This is a genomic window from Mesoplasma grammopterae ATCC 49580, assembly GCF_000701525.1.
In the GTDB taxonomy this organism is placed as follows: Bacteria; Bacillota_I; Bacilli_A; order Mycoplasmatales; family Mycoplasmataceae; genus Mesoplasma; species Mesoplasma grammopterae.
Map to the genome: position 1 here is coordinate 44,836 of NZ_JNJC01000004.1, position 17,962 is coordinate 62,797.

At 29.1% G+C, this 17,962-nt stretch carries 21 protein-coding genes and 1 tRNA gene; 2 read left to right on the forward strand and 20 right to left on the reverse strand.

The annotated features are described in order from the left end of the window. Positions 1-20: 20 nt before the first annotated feature. From rpsJ to T314_RS0101785, 3 genes are all read right to left on the reverse strand, one after another. A complete protein-coding gene (gene rpsJ, locus T314_RS0101775) occupies positions 21-329 on the reverse strand; it encodes a 30S ribosomal protein S10 (RefSeq protein ID WP_011183019.1) in 309 nt (102 codons plus the stop codon). Positions 330-549: 220 nt separating this feature from the next. Continuing rightward, on the reverse strand, positions 550-1,212 hold the full coding sequence (gene deoC, locus T314_RS0101780) for a deoxyribose-phosphate aldolase (protein ID WP_029511922.1): 663 nt from the start codon (positions 1,210-1,212) through the stop codon (positions 550-552). Between the two features lie 9 nt (positions 1,213-1,221). Beyond that, a complete protein-coding gene (locus T314_RS0101785; RefSeq protein ID WP_029511923.1) occupies positions 1,222-2,907 on the reverse strand; it encodes a phospho-sugar mutase in 1,686 nt (561 codons plus the stop codon). 94 nt (positions 2,908-3,001) lie between these two features. Between T314_RS0101785 and T314_RS0101790 the strand changes: the two genes are divergently transcribed. Further along, on the forward strand, positions 3,002-4,306 hold the full coding sequence (locus T314_RS0101790; protein ID WP_029511924.1) for a thymidine phosphorylase: 1,305 nt from the start codon (positions 3,002-3,004) through the stop codon (positions 4,304-4,306). 35 nt (positions 4,307-4,341) lie between these two features. On the opposite strand, the gene T314_RS0101795 is transcribed toward T314_RS0101790, so the two are convergent. The 13 genes from T314_RS0101795 to rpiB all read right to left on the reverse strand — a co-directional run bounded on the left by T314_RS0101795 (position 4,342) and on the right by rpiB (position 14,202). After that, positions 4,342-4,746 carry an organic hydroperoxide resistance protein gene (locus T314_RS0101795; RefSeq protein ID WP_029511925.1) on the reverse strand — a complete coding sequence of 135 codons (405 nt, stop codon included), beginning with the start codon at positions 4,744-4,746 and terminating at the stop codon, positions 4,342-4,344. Positions 4,747-4,825: 79 nt separating this feature from the next. Next, positions 4,826-5,125: a hypothetical protein gene (locus tag T314_RS0101800; RefSeq protein WP_011183013.1), complete on the reverse strand. Its 300-nt coding sequence runs from the start codon at positions 5,123-5,125 to the stop codon at positions 4,826-4,828. 10 nt (positions 5,126-5,135) lie between these two features. After that, positions 5,136-6,575 carry a F0F1 ATP synthase subunit beta gene (gene atpD, locus T314_RS0101805; RefSeq protein ID WP_029511926.1) on the reverse strand — a complete coding sequence of 480 codons (1,440 nt, stop codon included), beginning with the start codon at positions 6,573-6,575 and terminating at the stop codon, positions 5,136-5,138. 9 nt (positions 6,576-6,584) lie between these two features. Then, positions 6,585-7,430, reverse strand: a complete 846-nt coding sequence (gene atpG / locus T314_RS0101810; RefSeq protein WP_029511927.1) for an ATP synthase F1 subunit gamma — start codon at positions 7,428-7,430, stop codon at positions 6,585-6,587. Next, positions 7,430-9,007: a F0F1 ATP synthase subunit alpha gene (gene atpA, locus T314_RS0101815; RefSeq protein WP_029511928.1), complete on the reverse strand. Its 1,578-nt coding sequence runs from the start codon at positions 9,005-9,007 to the stop codon at positions 7,430-7,432. The genes atpG and atpA overlap by 1 nt, the downstream gene beginning before the upstream one ends. A gap of 12 nt (positions 9,008-9,019) precedes the next feature. Beyond that, positions 9,020-9,571, reverse strand: coding sequence for a F0F1 ATP synthase subunit delta (locus tag T314_RS0101820; RefSeq protein WP_011183009.1), 552 nt, complete (start codon positions 9,569-9,571; stop codon positions 9,020-9,022). Positions 9,572-9,575: 4 nt separating this feature from the next. Further along, positions 9,576-10,109 carry a F0F1 ATP synthase subunit B gene (gene atpF / locus T314_RS0101825; protein ID WP_029511929.1) on the reverse strand — a complete coding sequence of 178 codons (534 nt, stop codon included), beginning with the start codon at positions 10,107-10,109 and terminating at the stop codon, positions 9,576-9,578. 28 nt (positions 10,110-10,137) lie between these two features. Further along, positions 10,138-10,389, reverse strand: coding sequence for an ATP synthase F0 subunit C (atpE, locus tag T314_RS0101830; protein ID WP_411710702.1), 252 nt, complete (start codon positions 10,387-10,389; stop codon positions 10,138-10,140). A gap of 79 nt (positions 10,390-10,468) precedes the next feature. Next, on the reverse strand, positions 10,469-11,323 hold the full coding sequence (locus T314_RS0101835; protein WP_029511931.1) for a F0F1 ATP synthase subunit A: 855 nt from the start codon (positions 11,321-11,323) through the stop codon (positions 10,469-10,471). A 29-nt stretch (positions 11,324-11,352) separates the two neighbouring features. Beyond that, positions 11,353-11,748 (reverse strand): MG406 family protein, encoded by a 396-nt coding sequence (locus tag T314_RS0101840; protein ID WP_051612882.1) that lies wholly within the window; start codon positions 11,746-11,748, stop codon positions 11,353-11,355. A 122-nt stretch (positions 11,749-11,870) separates the two neighbouring features. Next, positions 11,871-12,494, reverse strand: coding sequence for a uracil phosphoribosyltransferase (gene upp, locus T314_RS0101845; protein WP_029511933.1), 624 nt, complete (start codon positions 12,492-12,494; stop codon positions 11,871-11,873). Between the two features lie 45 nt (positions 12,495-12,539). After that, a complete protein-coding gene (locus T314_RS0101850) occupies positions 12,540-13,778 on the reverse strand; it encodes a serine hydroxymethyltransferase (protein WP_029511934.1) in 1,239 nt (412 codons plus the stop codon). Beyond that, a complete protein-coding gene (gene rpiB / locus T314_RS0101855) occupies positions 13,762-14,202 on the reverse strand; it encodes a ribose 5-phosphate isomerase B (protein ID WP_011183002.1) in 441 nt (146 codons plus the stop codon). Before rpiB ends, T314_RS0101850 begins: the two co-directional genes overlap by 17 nt. A gap of 73 nt (positions 14,203-14,275) precedes the next feature. Between rpiB and T314_RS0101860 the strand changes: the two genes are divergently transcribed. Then, a complete protein-coding gene (locus T314_RS0101860; RefSeq protein ID WP_029511935.1) occupies positions 14,276-14,575 on the forward strand; it encodes a rhodanese-like domain-containing protein in 300 nt (99 codons plus the stop codon). Between the two features lie 37 nt (positions 14,576-14,612). Here T314_RS0101860 and T314_RS0101865 read toward each other — a convergent pair. The 4 genes from T314_RS0101865 to uvrC form a co-directional block, all read right to left on the reverse strand. After that, positions 14,613-14,688: transfer RNA gene (locus T314_RS0101865), tRNA-His, on the reverse strand. Between the two features lie 56 nt (positions 14,689-14,744). Beyond that, complete coding sequence (gene rsmI / locus T314_RS0101870; protein WP_029511936.1) at positions 14,745-15,617, reverse strand: 16S rRNA (cytidine(1402)-2'-O)-methyltransferase; 873 nt, start codon at positions 15,615-15,617, stop codon at positions 14,745-14,747. A 38-nt stretch (positions 15,618-15,655) separates the two neighbouring features. Further along, the gene (gene greA, locus T314_RS0101875) at positions 15,656-16,126 is read right to left on the reverse strand and encodes a transcription elongation factor GreA (RefSeq protein WP_011182999.1); all 471 of its coding nucleotides are present in this window, start codon (positions 16,124-16,126) and stop codon (positions 15,656-15,658) included. A gap of 58 nt (positions 16,127-16,184) precedes the next feature. Next, positions 16,185-17,951, reverse strand: coding sequence for an excinuclease ABC subunit UvrC (gene uvrC / locus T314_RS0101880; protein WP_029511937.1), 1,767 nt, complete (start codon positions 17,949-17,951; stop codon positions 16,185-16,187). Positions 17,952-17,962: the final 11 nt, after the last annotated feature.

A 17,962-nucleotide genomic window follows, 5' to 3' on the forward strand; every position in this document is an offset into this window, starting at 1 on the left:
AATTTTGTATTTGTATTTTTTTATAACTTGATTTCGATATCTACACCACTTGGTAATTGAACTCTTTTTAATACGTCCATTGTAGTTGGTGTTGGATTTAAAATCTCTAATAATCTTTTGTGTGTTCTCATTTCGAATTGTTCACGTGAGTCTTTATACTTGTGAACAGCTCTTAAGATGGTAATCACTTGTTTATCTGTTGGTAATGGGATAGGTCCTCTAACCTTTGCCCCAGTTCCTTCAGCAGCTTCAATAATTTTTAAAATACTTTGATCGATAATTGCGTGATCATAGCCTTTTAGTTTTATTCTCATTTTTTGTTCTGCCATTGTAACCTCCATTTTTAATAATTTTTTCATTCATCAACAACCCTTACCGGTGTGTTGTAAATGAGCACACAAAATACACATGCTAAAATATTATATTCTATGACCTTTATAAAATCAACCAAAATCCTCTTTTTAATAACTTTAGTATCGATAATAAGTATTTTTATGTTCTTTTTTGCAAACTTTTAATAAGAATGAACAAAATAAAAAAACGCTAGTTTTAGTAACTCGCGTTGTTTTCTTCACCTTTAATAATAGCTACTCCACCACTTGTTCCTAAGCGGTCAGCTCCTGCTTCAATCATTTTTTGAGCATCTTCAAATGTTCTAACTCCACCAGCGGCTTTAACTAAAGCATTATCTTTAACAACTGACTTCATTAGTTTAACATCTTCAAATGTTGCACCTGATTTTGAAAATCCTGTTGATGTTTTAACAAATTCTAATCCAGCTTCAACAGCTATTTCACAAGCTTTAATGATTTCTTCTTTTGTTAATAAACAATTTTCCATAATACATTTAACAACATGTGATCCAGCAGCTTTTTTTACAGCTTTCATGTCTTCTAAAACTAATTCATAATTTTTGTCTTTTAATGCACCAATATTTAATACCATATCAATTTCTGTTGCACCATCTTTAATTGCTTCAGAAACTTCGAATGCTTTTGTAGCTGTTGTACATGCACCTAGAGGAAAACCTACAACATTTGTGATTCCTACATTTGTACCTTTTAATAATTCTTTACAATAACTTGTTCAATATGAATTTACACAAACTGTTGCAAAATCAAATTCAATTGCTTCATCACATAATTGTTTAATTTCAGCTTTTGTAGCATCTTGTTTTAATAATGTGTGATCTATATATTTATTTAGTTTCATTTTATTCTCCTATATATTCATTTTTAATTTTAATTCTTTAATAATTTCGTCTACTTTAACTTTAGCATTTTCAACAGATTCACCAACACCTATAAAATAAATTTTTAGTTTAGGTTCAGTTCCACTTGGGCGAACAGCAAATCATGACTTATCATCTAAATAAAATTTTAGTAAATCTTGTCCTGGCATATTATACATTCCATCGATGTAGTCTTCAACATTAACAACTTTAAGTCCAGCAATTTGAGTTAAGGGTGTTGCTCTCAATGATTTCATTAATGGTTCAATTTTTAATTTCTTTTCTTCTGGTTTGAAATTCAAGTTTAAAGTAAAAGTGTAATATGCACCCATTTCTTTAAATAAATCTTCTAGATAGTCTACTAATGTTTTATTTTGTTTTTTATAAAATCAGGCAGCCTCTGCTATTAATATAGAAGCTTGTATTCCATCTTTATCTCTAGCTGAGTCATCAATTACATATCCATAACTTTCTTCATAAGCAAAAACAAAATTTAATCCGTTATCTACTTCTTTAGCAATTTCTCTACCCATTCATTTAAATCCAGTTAAAGTTTTTACAATATTAACTCCATATTTTTCATGAGCGATTCTATCACCTAAATCACTTGTTACAAAACTTGAATATAAAGCCGGATTTTTTGGAATGCTATTTAAGCGTTTTAAATTTGATAATTTTCAATCGATTAAAATTGGTCCTGTTTGGTTTCCATCTAATCTTATAAAATGACCATCATGTCTTATTGCCATTCCAAATCTGTCAGCATCTGGGTCATTCATAATAATAATATCTGCATCATGTTTAATACCATATTCAAGAGGTATTTTTCATGCAGGATCAAATTCTGGATTTGGATTTACAACATTTTTAAATGTTTCATCTTCAAATGCATGCTCTTCAACCTCAATAACGTTGTATCCTGATTCACGTAATATTTTTGGGGTAAATTTAGTTCCTGTTCCATTAACTGCGCTAAAAATAATTTTTAAATCTTTTTTAGCTTCTTGCTCTTTTTTGTAGAATTCAAGATTTTTAATCATATCTACATATGCTTTAATAACATTTTCGTTAACTGTTTCTATTAGCGAATCATTTATTTTATATTCTCAATTTAAAATGTCTGTAATTTCATCCATTCTTTTTGCAATAATTGCTGTTTGTTCATCTTGCAATTGACATCCGTATGGATCATATATTTTATAACCGTTATATTCTGAAGGATTATGTGATGCTGTTATTACAATACCTCCAATACAGTTTAAAAATTTAGTTGCATATGAAACAACAGGTGTAGGCATCATTTCATTTTCTTTAAATAAATATGCTTTAATCCCAAAGCTTGATAAAACTTCGGCTACAACTTTTGCAAACTGTTTAGAATTATGACGGTTATCATGACCAACAACTATTCCGTCATTCAATCTGTTTGGGTAATTTTGTTTTAATAATTCTGCAAATGCAATAGTAACTTTTTTAACAGTGTAAACATTAAAACGTCCAGGTCCTGCTCCAAGAATACCTCTTATCCCTGCTGTTCCAAATTCTAACTCTATTCCTTCAAATGCTGCATGCAATTCATCATCAGTAGCATTTACTAAAAGGCTTTTCAACTCATCATCCAATTTTTGGTTATTTATTCATTCACCATAAACTTTGTTATTTTTATCAAAAACCATTTGTACTCCTTATGTTTTTTATATGTCTATTCTATTATAATATAGTAGAAAGAGTAATGGTGTAAATATTGTACACTCTTACAAAAGGAGACTTATGAACTACAGTTTTAGTGAAATTATAGAAAAAAAGAAACATTCAATAGAATTATCAGCTGAAGAAATTAAATGATTGATAAACAGTTATGTTAAAAATAATGTAACAGATTATCAAATGGCTGCTTTTGCTATGGCAGTTTATTTTAATGGAATGACCAAAGCAGAAACTTTAGCATTAACCCAATCTTATGTTGAATCAGGATATGTTTATGATGTCAGTGAGGTTACAGGTTTAAAAGCTGATAAGCATTCAACTGGTGGAGTTGGAGATAAAACAAGTTTAGTATATAGTCCATTAGTTGCAAGTTATGGAGTAAAGGTTTGTAAACTTTCTGGTAGAGGACTTGGAGTAACTGGTGGAACTATTGATAAATTAGAGTCATGTAAAGGCTGAACAAGTGAATTATCTAAAGAAAAATTCATTAAAACAATTAATGAAGTTGGAATGAGCATCACAGGTCAGTCAGATGATATTGTTCCTGCTGATAAAAAAATGTATGCGCTAAGAGATGTTACTGGAACTGTTGATTCTATTCCTTTAATTGCTGCTTCTATTATGAGTAAAAAATTAGTGATCGATAGTGACAGTTTAATTCTAGATGTTAAAGTTGGAGCTGGCGCATTTATGAAAAATGTAGATATTGCTGAAAAACTAGCAAACGAAATGATTACTATTGGGCACGGGTATAATAGAAAAGTTTCAATTCTTCTTACTGATATGCAAAAACCTTTAGGAAAAGCTATAGGAAATGCGATTGAAGTTAAGGAAGCTTGAGATACTTTAAATAACAATGGTCCAGAAGATTTAAAAGAAGTTGTTTGTACAGCTGCTGCGTTAACTTTAACTGACTTAGGAATTTTTGATAAATTAGAAGATGCTATAACTGATTGTTATAAAAAACTAGAAACTGGTGAATGTGCACATTTCTTGAAAGAGTTTGTTAAAGCTCAAGGTGGAAATTTTGAATTAATAAAAAACTATGATCAAAATTTTACAACTAAGAATAAAATTGAAGTGATTGCTGAAAAAGATGGTTACATCATTTCACAAGATGCTGAAACTATAGGTTTACTTTCAATGGATCTTGGAGCTGGTAGAAAAACAAAAGAGGACTTAATAGATTTCTCTGCTGGAATATATTTAAATAAAAAAACTGGTGATGTTGTAAAAACTGGTGATGTTGTTTTAACTTTCTACACAAACTTTGACATTAACAATGATTGAATTGAAAGAGCTAAAAAAAGTTTTATTATTTCAACTGAAAATGAAAAACAACAAAACATTATAAAGATTATTAGATAAAAAATGAACACCTTGTGGGGTGTTCATTTTTATTGTTATTTTAAACTTAATGTAACTTCTACATTGTTTTTTAACGCTTTTGAATAAGGACATACCAAATCAGCCTCATGCATCAATTTTTCAGCAACTTCTTTATCTGCTTCTAAAATTTCAACTTGTAACTCAACTGATATATTAAAGTTTAATTCTCCATTATTGTGTAATGCTACTTTAGCAGTTACATTTGTTTTAAATGAAACTTTATTTTTAGCCATTACAGCTTGTAATGCTCCATTAAAGCATGAACTATATCCTGCTGCAAATAATTGCTCTGGGTTTGTTGTACCTTCTAAATTTAATGTAGGTGATGAAATCTTTAAATTAAATTTTCCATCAGATGAAATAACTTCTCCAGCTCTTCCTCCTGTATTAGTTACTATTGCTTCATATATTTTACTCATAATGTGTTCTCCTTTTATTTAATTATGTTCCTAAAAATACAAAAAAACTTTATTTCTTAAAAAGAGATAAAGTTTTTAATTAATCTAATTTATCTGGTGTTGGTATTTTAGTACCATTTTCGTTTACCAAATATAATCTTTCTGTAATTATCTTACATTCTGTTGCGTTAATTATTGCTAGGCCTCTATGTAAGTGAATTCAATGAGTTTGATTATTAACTTTAAAATTCATATTACCAATTTTTAAAGCTGTAACCAAAGGCGACATATTTCCTAATACCCCAATATCTCCATCAATAGTTTTCAAGTTAATAATATCAACTTTTTTATTATCTATAAATTTACCATTTGGAGTAGTAATTATTAAATTAATTGCCATTTAAATTCACCTACTTTTTATTTTTAACTTTTGTTTCGTTATATGCTTGAATAACATTTTCAGCTGTTCCTTTGTATAAGAACAAGATTTCTGGAATGTCATCCATTTCACCGTCAAGAATCATTTTAAATGATCTTACTGTGTCAGATACTTTTACATATTGTCCAGGACGACCTGTAAATTTTTCTCCTACAAAGAATGATTGAGATAAGAAGTTTCTTATTTTACGTGCTCTTTGCACAATTAGTTTATCTTCTGTACTTAATTCATCCATACCTAAAATTGCAATGATTGATTGTAAATCTTGGTATTTTTGTAGAGTTCCTTGAACGCCTAAAGCTACATTGTAATGTTCTTCTCCAATAATTTCTGGATCTAACATTCTTGATGAAGATGAAAGTGGATCAACTGCAGGATAGATTCCTAAACTTGCAATTGAACGGTCAAGAACAATTTTTGCATCTAAGTGTGTAAATGTTGTTGCAGGTGCTGGGTCAGTTAAGTCATCAGCTGGAACATAAACTGCTTGAACTGATGTAATTGATCCTTTATTCGTTGAAGTAATACGTTCTTGTAGTGAACCCATTTCTGTAGATAAAGTTGGTTGATATCCAACAGCTGAAGGCATACGTCCTAATAAGGCACTAACTTCACTACCTGCTTGTGTAAATCTGAAAATATTATCAATGAATAATAATACGTCCATGTTTTTTTCATCTCTAAAGTGCTCAGCAATTGTTAAACCTGTTAATGCAACACGCATACGTGCACCTGGTGGTTCATTCATTTGTCCGAATACTAAACTTGTTTTATCTAAAACTCCAGCTTCAATGAATTCATGATAAAGGTCATTCCCTTCACGAGTTCTTTCACCAACTCCAGCGAAAACTGAAACCCCACTGTGAGCTTTAGCAATATTGTTAATTAATTCTTGAATTAAAACTGTTTTACCAACTCCGGCTCCACCGAATAATCCAATTTTTCCACCTTTAGCAAATGGAATCATTAAGTCTATAACTTTAATTCCTGTTTCTAAAATTTCAGCATTAGTAATTAATTCTTCATAAGCTGGTGCATCACGGTGGATAGGCATTCTTTTACCTGTGAATTCTGGTTTTTCATCAATTGCATGCCCTGTAACATTAAACATACGTCCTAAAACATCATCACCAACTGGTGCTAATATTGGAGTGTTTGTATTAATAACTGGAAGACCTTTTGCTAATCCTTCAGTTGGTCCCATCGCAATTGTTCTAACAACTTCATCACCCATGTGTTGTTCAACTTCTAAAACTAATTCAACTCCGTTATTATCTACAACTAAAGCATCATAGATCATAGGAATATTATCTTCGCTAAATTTAACATCAACAACTGGTCCTAAAATTTGGAATACAAAACCATTTGCTGAATTAACAGTATTTTTACTTGTTGTTTTTTTTGCTGCCATATTTTTCTCCTATCCCATTAAAGCATTAGCACCAGAAACAATTTCTGATATTTCTTGTGTAATTGATGCTTGTCTTTCACGATTATATTGAATACTTAAATTGTATTCTAATTCTTTACCATTATTTGTCGCATTTTCCATAGCTAATCTTCTACTTGCTTGTTCACTGACTTGTGATTCTACAATTGTTCCAAAGATTATTGTACTTAAATATAAAGTAACGGCATTATTTAAAACTTCTTCAGCACTTGGCTCAAAGCTATAGTAGCTGCTTGATGTTTCTTGAGTTTCTTCTTTGATAATTGGAAAAACTCTTAATTTTGTAGGTTCAAATGTTACGTTATTAATAAACTTAGTATAAACAATTTGAATTTCATTAAATTCTCCACTTGAGTAATAACTTAACAATTCATTACCTATTTGTTTTGCTTGTGCTGGTGAAAAATCAATATCAACATCAGTACATTCATTTTTAATTTTTATTTTTTTACTATTGTAAGCTGAAACAGCTTTTGAACCAATAGCATATATTTGATCTTCTTTTTTGAAATTACTAATAACTAATTTATTAACGTTGGCATTATAACCACCACATAAACCTAAATTTGAGTTAACAACAACTCATAAAGTTTTTTTAATATCATTAGCAGAATTTTTTAAATAAATTGATTCACTTGAATGTTTAATTATTTCATTAAAAATAGCATAAACTTCTGATACATATTCTTGAGTCTCTGTAACTTTTTTACCAATACGACGTAATTTTGCACTAGCAACTAATTGCATAGCGTTAGTAATTTTACCGATATCTTGTGTATTAGAAATTTGTGTTTTTAAATTACTTAAATTTGCCATTACTTACCTAATTTTTTAAATTCTTTTTCATCCCCAAAAATAGTTGGGTTGTAGTTTTTTAAAGTAGAAGTGAATTTAACAACTAATTTTTCAATTTCTTTTTGAATTCCATTTTCAAGATCAGCATTTCATTCAAGTTTTTTAGTTAATTCAGCTTTTAAAGCTTTTGCATCTTTTTCATTATTAAAGAATGTAATTATTTCAGTTTTGAAATCTCTAATGTTTTCTAAAGGAATTCATTTAATTAAGTGAGATTTAATAGCAAATAAAATAATTGCTTCATCAATTTGATTTAAAGGTGAATACTGACGTTGAACTAACATTTGGATAATTCTTGCCCCATGATCTAAAGTTGCTTTTGTTGATTCATCTAAATCTGAACCAAATTTTGAGAAAGCTTCTAGTTCATAGTATTGAGCTAATTCCAATTTCAATGTTCCTGAAACTTGTTTAACAGCTTTAATTTGTGCTGATGAACCAACTCTAGATACTGAAGGACCAATATTAATAGCTGGTCTAATACCTGCCATGAATAAATCACTTGATAAGAAAATTTGACCATCAGTAATTGAAATTACGTTTGTTGGAATATATGCTGAAATATCACTTGCTTGAGTTTCAATAATTGGTAAAGCAGTAATTGAACCACCACCAAATTTTTCATTAACTCTAGCTGCTCTTTCTAAAAGACGTGAGTGTAAGTAGAATACATCCCCAGGATAAGCTTCACGACCTGGTGGTCTTCTTAATAGAAGAGACATTTCACGATAAGCAACCGCATGTTTTGATAAGTCATCATAAACAATTAAAACGTCTTCTCCATTTTCCATTCATTCTTCACCAATAGTTACACCAGTATATGGTGCTAAATATTGTAATGGTGCTGAATCACTAGCTCCTGCATTAACAACAGTAGTATATTCCATTGCACCAAATTTTTTAAGTTTTTCAACAACTTGTGCAATTGTTGAATCTTTTTGTCCAATTGATACATAGATACATTTAACTTTTTTACCTTTTTGGTTAATGATTGTATCAATTGCTACAGCTGTTTTACCAGTTTGACGATCTCCAATAATTAACTCACGTTGCCCTTTTCCAATTGGAATAGAAGCATCAATTCCAAGAATACCTGTTTCTAGAGGCTGACTAACTGATTTACGGGCCATAACTCCTGTTGCTATTCTTTCAACTGATTTAGATTTTTTAGTTTTGATTGGTCCATTATTGTCAATTGGTTGTCCCAATGCATTAACAACTCTACCAATCATTGCATCACCAACAGGTGTTTCAACAACTTTACCTGTACGTTTAACAATGTCACCTTCTTTGATAAGTTTATAATCTCCAAGAATAACAGCTCCAACAGCTCCTTCTTCAAGACTTAAAACCATACCATAAACATCATTAGGGAAAATTAACAATTCACCCATTAAAGCTTTATCTAATCCGTAAATTAAAGAAACACCATCCCCAATAGTAACAACACTACCTTGCTCAGCTTCGATAATATCTTTACCATAGTTTTTTATTTGTTTTTCAATTACTTCAGAGATTTCTTTAATATTTAATGCCATATATTAAACCTCCTATTTTTCTTTCAATACTTGATATTTCATTTCATCAAGTTTACTTCTTAATGAGCCATCATAAACTTTGTTATGAACAACTACTTGAATACCTGCAATTAACTTAGTGTCAATTTTATTAACTAATTTAACTTCTTTATTAATTTTTTTAGACATTTTTTCTTCGATTTCTTTTATTTGAGCTGCTGATATTTCTTCAGTAGATCAAACAACACCATAAGTCATGTTGTCTAATTCAACAAGTTTTCCTCTTAATTTTTTTAAAATATCTCTTGCATTTACAAATGCTTGCATATGAACTAATATTTTAAAAGCATTCATGATATCTTCATCAATATTAAATTGACTAAAAGTATCATCAATTATTTTTATTCTTTTTTCTTCATCATGTGCTGATTTAAAAGTAAGAATGTCAACAAACTCATTTTTATTTTTTAGAACTTCAATTAGCACGTGTGCTTGTTCTAACATTTTTTTAACTTTGTTTTCTTTTACAGCAATTTTTGTTAAAGCATTTGCTCAATTATCAATAACGTTATCTTTTAAAACCATAATTTTATTTATCTAGGTTTTCAATAAATTCATCAACAATTTTTTTGTTTTTTGTTTTATTGATTTCTGTTTGTAAGATTTGTTCAGCAGCATCGAATGCAACATTTACTATTGTTGCTTTAATTTCTGCTTCTATTTTTGATCTTTCTTGAGCAATGTCTTTTTCTGCTTGATTCTTAATAATATCAGCGTATTTATGAGCTTCAGAGATGATGTGAGTTTTTTGAATATCAGCATCAACTTTTGAAGTTTGAATGATTAATGAAGATTCTGTTTTAGCGTCTTGCAATAATGCTTCAGCTTTTCTAACACCAATATTTGCTTCTGTTTGCTTTTGCACAGCCTCGCTTAATAATTCATTTATTTTGTTTCTTCTATCTTTAATAGTTTTTCTAAATGGTTTATACATCAATTTTGATAGTATAACTACTAAAACAATTGTAGCTATAACGTGCGCAATAAAGTTTGGCAAGTTAGGAAATAAAGATGTTATGATTTCTGGAACTCCAGCTGTTTGTGTTTCTGCGAAAAATATCATCTAACACACCCTTCTTTCTTTTTATTTCTTAAGCTACGAAAATTAATAAAATAGCAACAACTAATGCGTAAATAGCTCCTGATTCTGCAATCCCTGCTGCAATAATCATAGTTGAAGTAATTTTTGGTGCCATTTCTGGGTTTCTTCCGATTGCCATACATGCACCTTGTCCAACTGCACCTTGTCCGATTCCTGCTCCAGCAACTCCGACAATAGCAACTCCGGCACCTAATAATTTAAGACCATCACCAGTTGATGTTGCATCTGCTAATAAAGGCATAATACTTGATAATACACTAAAGTATCCTACTAAAAAATTTGCCATGTAATCTGTAAATAACATAAATATAATTCTCCTTTTATTTTTGTAATTCTATTCTTTTTAATTTCTGAGTTTTTTTTGAACTATTTTTATCCTCAACTTTATGAGTTAACTCTTGTTCTTCTCCCATACCTTCTGCTCAATATGAAAGTGATAACATTGTAAATACAACAGCTTGGATAACAGCATCAAACATATCAAAATACATATGTAAGAATGGTGTCATCACACTAGTGAAAATATTAACCCCTGATCATCAGTATGTATACTGCATTTTTCAAGTTTCATCTCCTAGTGCACCAGCATTTCAAATTCCAAATGATGGTCAATGCATACCTTCATCTCCAAAGCTAATTGTTCCATGTGCTCAACTACTTTGGAAACCAATGAACATTGCGTACACTAATCCTAAAATAATTGAACCCCCTAAAAGGTTACCGAAAAGACGGAATGACATAGAAAGCAATGGCGTGAATTGTGTGAATATTTCAATTGGATTTATATATCTTTTTAAATAAGCTCATTTTTGATATCTAAATGCAAAGTAATAAATCATCACAAAAGTAACGAAAGCCATTGATAAAGTAACAGTGTATGATGAAGATGGTGATTCAAAACCAAGTAACGAAACCATTGATCCTACTATAATATACAAACAAATGTATAAAAAGTATGGAGTTAATTTACGATATTTTCTACCCATAATTGAAATAACTAAGTTTTCAACTGAAGATACAAACATATCTATAATAACAATTAATCCAGATAATTCCTTATCTTCATCTTGTCCTCTCACTTTAATGTTATAAGTAATACAAATAGCACAAATAAGAATTGTGGTTATAATGATTGCGCTAAACTGTGTTGTCAGTAATCATAAACCTTCAAACATATTGTCCAATTTGAACCCTCCTTAAATTTTTAATAACTTTTTATATTTAAGACTTTATGATTTGTAAACGGTAGTAGCAGAATTGGACTAAGACCAATTAATACACCTCTATAATCAAAAATAATATTGTCATTAAAAAAAGCAATAAATAACGGAGTGGCATAGGCACCTATTCTTAATAAAAAGAAAAAGTAAAATAAAAAATGATTTTCATTTTTCAAAAGAAGTTCTACAGACTTTTTACTAATAAAAATACCAACTAAAAACGAAGTTAAACCTAAAACCCAACCTATTAATCAACTATAATTAATAATTTTTAACACAAATAACAAAATTAATGTTATTCCTGTTAAAAAGCTAATTATTAATATAATTGATCATGTAAGATTTTTGAACCAGTTTTTATATATACTTTTTAATTCCATTCAGTAGCACCTCGCCTACTACGTTCTTTAATATTCTACTCTTATAAACAAAAAATATAACAAAAGTGGTAAAAGTAAAAAAACTCCAATTATAGGAGTTTTTAAAAAAGAAAATTTCTATTTTATTTTGTACCGAATATTCTATCTCCAGCGTCCCCTAGACCTGGTATGATATATCCTTTATCAGAAAGCTTTTCATCTTTTGATGCAGCATATATCTCAACATCAGGGTGTTTTTCAAGAACATTGCTTATTCCTGGTTCAACAGCTACTAAACATACGAATTTAATGTTTTTAACTCCTCAACTTTTGACTATATCAATTGCTTTGTTAGCACTACCACCTGTTGCTAACATAGGATCTACTATTATTACATAGCTTTCATCAATTGATTCAGTCTTCTTTGCAAAGTATTGATGAATTTCTAAAGTTTCTTCATCACGATAAAGTCCAATATGAGCTATTCTTGCTGTTGGAATTAATTTTTGTATTCCATCCAGCATTCCTATACCTGCTCTTAAAATAGGAACTAAAACAATTGGTTTATCAATTGTATACCCAACTGTTTTTGTCATTGGTGTTTCTATTTCAATTGCCTCAAGTTCTAAATCTCTAAAAATTTCATAAACCATTAATTGTGCTATTTCATTAAGGTTTTCTCTAAAATCTTTTGATGATGTTTCTTTTTTACGCATTCTTGATAATTTATCAATTATCAATGGATGTTTCAATTCTGTAAATGCCATAACTTATTTCCCCCTATTTGTCCAAATTATTAATATTATAAAGTATTAATATGATAAATGTTCATATATTGGGAATTGCTTACATAATTTAGCAACTTCTTTTGAAAGAGTATTTAAATTTGTTTCTGATTGATCTTTTAATGCACTTGCAATTATTTTAGCAACTTCAACAAATTGCTCTTCTTTAAATCCTCTAGTTGTCATTGCTGCAGTTCCAACTCTAATCCCACTTGTCACAAAAGGTTTTTCTGTGTCAAAAGGAATCATGTTTTTATTTGAAACTATACCAATACTTTCAAGAATTTTTTCTGCATCTTTTCCAGTAACATTTAAAGTATTTTTTACATCTAAATTAATTAAATGATTATCTGTTCCATTAGCTATTAATCTCATTCCATTATCTGCTAAAGCTTTAGCAAATGCTTTTGAGTTATCAACTACTTGATGAACATACTCTTTAAACTCAGTAGTATCTGCTTCATATAAGGCTTGAACTTTCCCAGCTATTTGATTTTCTAAAGGTCCACCTTGAGTACCTGGAAAAACTGATGAATCAATTTTTTTACCAATCTCAGCTTTTGATAAAATCATTCCACCTCTTGCACCCCTTAAAGTTTTATGAGTTGTTGTTGTAACAACATCTGCATATTCCACAGGGTTTGGGTGAGCACCACCAGCAACTAAACCAGCAATGTGTGCCATGTCAACCATTAATAATGCTCCAACTTCATCTGCAATTTCTCTAAACTTTTTAAAGTCAATAATTCTTGAGTAAGCACTAGCTCCAGCAACAATTAATTTTGGTTGGTGTTCTAAAACAACTTTTCTAACTTCATCAAAATCAATCTCTTCTGTTTCTTTATTTACACCATAAAATTTAAAGTCATAATTATTACCTGAAAAATTAATTGGATAACCATGTGTTAAGTGACCTCCAGCATCTAAACTCATAGAAACAACTTTATCTCCGTTTTGTAATAACGCACGATAAACAGCTTCATTAGCTTGACTACCTGAATGAGGTTGTAAATTAGCGTGACCTGCATTAAATATTTTTTTTGCTAATTCAATTCCTTGTTTTTCAATTTGATCAACAAATTCACAGCCACCATAATATCTTTTATCTGGATAACCTTCTGCATATTTATTAGTTAATATACTTCCTGATAATTGTAAAACTGCATCACTAACATAGTTTTCACTTGCTATTAATTCAATATGATCTTGTTGTCTTTTTAATTCACCTTTAAGTGATTCTAAAATATTTTTATTTATTGTACTCATCTAATGTTCCTACTCTTTCTTGATGTCTTCCACCTTCAAATTCAGTATTTAAGAAAGTGTCTACTAATAAAAGTGCTTTATCAACAGCAATTAATCTAGCACCAGTAGCTAATATATTTGCATTATTATGTTGTCTTGTTAATTCAGCAGTTTGAACTTCATACACAAGTCCAGCTCTAGCCCCTTTAACTTTGTTTGCTGCAATGCTAATTCCAATTCCTGTACCACATAAAGCAATACCTTTATTGTTTTCATCAGCAACAACAGCTTCTGCTAAAGTAATTCCTATATTTGCATAGTTACATGAATTACCATCGTTGTTACCTAAATCAATAACTTCATAACCTTTTTTCTCTAAATGATTTTTAATAGCGTTTTTCATTTCAATCGCTGTATGATCATTTGCTATATATATCTTATTCATAAAACCCCCACATTAATCTTTTAATAATTTTAACTTATTAGTGAGATAATATTTATATAAAAAGGATTGAATTATGAATAATTATGAAATAAGTAAAAATGAATTTTATAAATTAGTTAATGAAGGATACATAGTTATTGATGTTCGTAGCATCGGTGAAGATAAAATGACAGGACTAAGTTACAAAGATTCTCAAAACATTCCATATCCAGGTGTTATAAAAAATGCTGAAAGACTTTTCCCAAATAAAAATGAGAAAATGATAATTGTTTGCAACTATGGTTCAAGAAGTGGATTAACTGCAAAAACATATAGACAATTGGGCTATCCTAATGTTTTTGTTCTTCATGGTGGTTTATACGGATTAAAATAAAAAGCAGGTATTACTACCTGCTTTGTTCTTTACTTAATGGGGCGCCGAACGGGAATTGAACCCGCGAATGTCAGAGCCACAACCTGATGTGTTAACCACTTCACCACCGGCGCCATAAAAGATAACGTTTTTATTATCTTAAAATTACATTGATTTGTCAATTGAAAATCTACTTTTTAATAAATATTTGATAAACCTCATTTTTAGATTTATTAATCTTTGCACCAACGATATCACAAGCTTGTTTCAACTTATAACCTTGTTTTATTTCTTCTTCAACAAGCAAAATTATTTCATTATCATTCATTGTATCTACTTGTTGTTTTTGAGTATCTACTACTACAACAATTTCACCTTTTAAAATAAAATCTTCGCTTTGTGCAAAATTATTAACTGCTTGAATTTCACCTTGGATATATTGTTCATTTAGCTTTGTAAGTTCTCTACCTATTAAAACACTTTGATTTGAATTTAGGATTTCATTCATTTTTGAAATTGTATCTTTAATTCTGTGAACTGATTCATAAAAACTTATTATTGACTTTGAATTTTTGTTTAACATGTCTTTAAGTTCATCAACTTTAGATTTATCACTTTTATTTTCTAAGAAACCATGAAAATAGTTTTCTTTAGCTGTGTATCCACTTGCCACAATTGCATGTATATAGGCAGGCCCAACATTAACGCTTGTAACATTACAATCATAAACATTTAAAATTTCTTTAATAAAGTTTGCGCCCGGATCACTTATAGCTGGACAACCAGCATCGCTAATTATAGCTACATCATTTTTATCATCTAAAATTTTTATTATTTCTTGAATTCTTTCAGATTCATTATGCTTATGAAGAGAAATAAGTTTTTTATTAATCTCATATTTTTTTAAAAATATTTGACTTGTTCTGGTGTCTTCACAACAAATAACTGAAACTTTTTTAAGTGTCTCTAATGCTCTAAAGCTTATATCTTCTAAATTGCCAATTGGTGTACCAACTAAATATATTGTAGGTTTATCATTTTTGAATGTTGATTGATTTCTCATAACTCTCCTTAAAATAAAATTACCCAAAAGGGTAATTATTAATTAACTTCTTTGATTTCAATTGAGTAAGGCGCATTGATATCTTTAACTTCAACTGATTCCCCAACTTTTTTTCCTAAAATTGCTTTAGCTATTGGTGATTCATTTGAAATTAAACCTTTAAATGGATCAGCTTCAACAGCACCTACAATTTTAACTTCTCTTGTTTGTTTAGTATTTAACATGATGAATTTAACTTTTGAACCAATTTTAATTGCTCCATCAGTTGTAGAAGAATCTTCAATTAATTTTGCTTTGCTTATCATTGTTTCAAGTTCTTTTATTCTTGCTTCAACTTCAGCTTGACGATTACGAGCTGCATCATAATCAGCATTTTCACTTAAATCTCCTTGATTACGTGCTTCTACTAATTCTTCAATTACTTGTGGACGAACAACTTCTAATAAGTGTTTTAATTCGTGTTTTAATTCCTCAATACCTTCTTGAGTTAAGATTATTTCTTTTGCCATGTTTTTCTCCTGATTCATTAACTTTTTAATTATATAATATTTGTTGCTAAATTTGTATCTATTTTCTGTTCTTTAAATATATGTTTAGGTTGTCTAAAGCTTTCTTATTTTTTAAAATTTTGAAGAGTTCTTCTTGGTCGGCACTCTCAATTTCATTTATTGTATTGAACTTTTTGAAAAGATCTTGTATTCTTTTTTTACCTAATCATTCAATTTGTTCTAAATCAGATTTTAAGAAAGAATTATTTTGTTTTTTTCTAAACCCTGATTTAGCATATTCATCTACCCTAACTTGAATGCTACTTAATCAGTTAAACAATTTTGGTTTGTCCTTAATGATTACTTGTTCTTCATTAGTATCAATTAAAAAAGATGTATTATGATGTTCATCCTTAACTAAACCTATTATTTGTATTTCTGAAAGTCCTAAAGCATTTATTATTTCTTTAGCAGCATGAATTTGAATAATACCACCATCCATTATTATTAAATCTGGTAACATTCTTTTTTCAATTAGTGCTTTTTGGAACCTTCTATATAACATTTCTTTTAATCTATCATAATCTGATGTAAATTTACTTTCAATATTATATTTTCTAAATTCATTTCTTGCTGGTTTTCCATTAATATAAACAACACAACTTCCAACAATAAATTCATTACCTATATTTGAAATGTCAAACATCTCAAGTCTATACGGTTCTTTTTGTAAATTTGCTTTTTCTTGCAGTTCTAACAATAATTCGTTTTCATTACCTATATTTGTTGTTGTTGAAATTTTAGATTTTCTAATTGTCTCTTGTGCATTTTCTGTTGCTATTTTATAAATTATTTTTTCATCTTCTTTTATAGGATGTGTTGATATAGATTTATATTTTTCCTTTAAATCAAACAATTCTACTTCATTATCAACAATAACTTTATTTGGAAGAATATTTTTATCATAAATTTGAGACATGAATGAATCAATTAAGTCTGTTATGTCTTGCTCAAAATATAGTTGTATATGTTCATCTTTAAAAAGTAATTTACCAGATCTATAGAATAAAGTAACAATAGCAATTTTTTCATCTTCAATGAAATAACTTATAACATCAACATCAGTTTGACTTTTAAATTCAACGTTTTGTTTTGTTGTTGTAAAATCAAGACTTACAATTTGTTCTTTTATTCTCTGAGCTTCTTCAAACTGTAAATTTTCTGCTGCTTTATGCATTTGATTTGTTAATAATGTTTTAACTTCATTTATATTACCCTTAAAGAAATTATCAACTCTCTTAATTTGTTCTTGGTAATATTCTTTGTTAACTTCTTTAAAACAAGCTCCACTACATTGACCAATAAAATAATGCAGGCAAGGTTTTCCTAAATTTCCTTTACATCTTCTTAAAGGAAAAAGTCTTTGAAGTGTTATTAGTGTTTCTCTTGCATTAGAACCAATTGGTAATGGACCAAAACTTCTTAATGCCTTTTTATCTAATTTTCTAACATACTTATAAGTTGGGTCTTTTTCATTTGTGATAATAATATAAGGATAAGCTTTGTCATCATTCAATAATACATTGTATTTTGGTCTATATTTTTTAATTAAGTTTTCTTCTAATAGTAACGATTCTTTTTCATTTGACACAACAAAATATTCAAGATCAACAATTTCACGAACCAGCCTAGTAGTCTTTAAATTTTGTGCTCTATCAAAATAAGACGAAACTCTCTTTTTAAGATTCTTTGCTTTCCCTACATAAATTACGTGTTTGTCTTTATTTAAATATAAATAACAACCAGGTTTACTTGGCAAATTACTAACTTTATTTTTTAATTCCATATAGCTTTCCT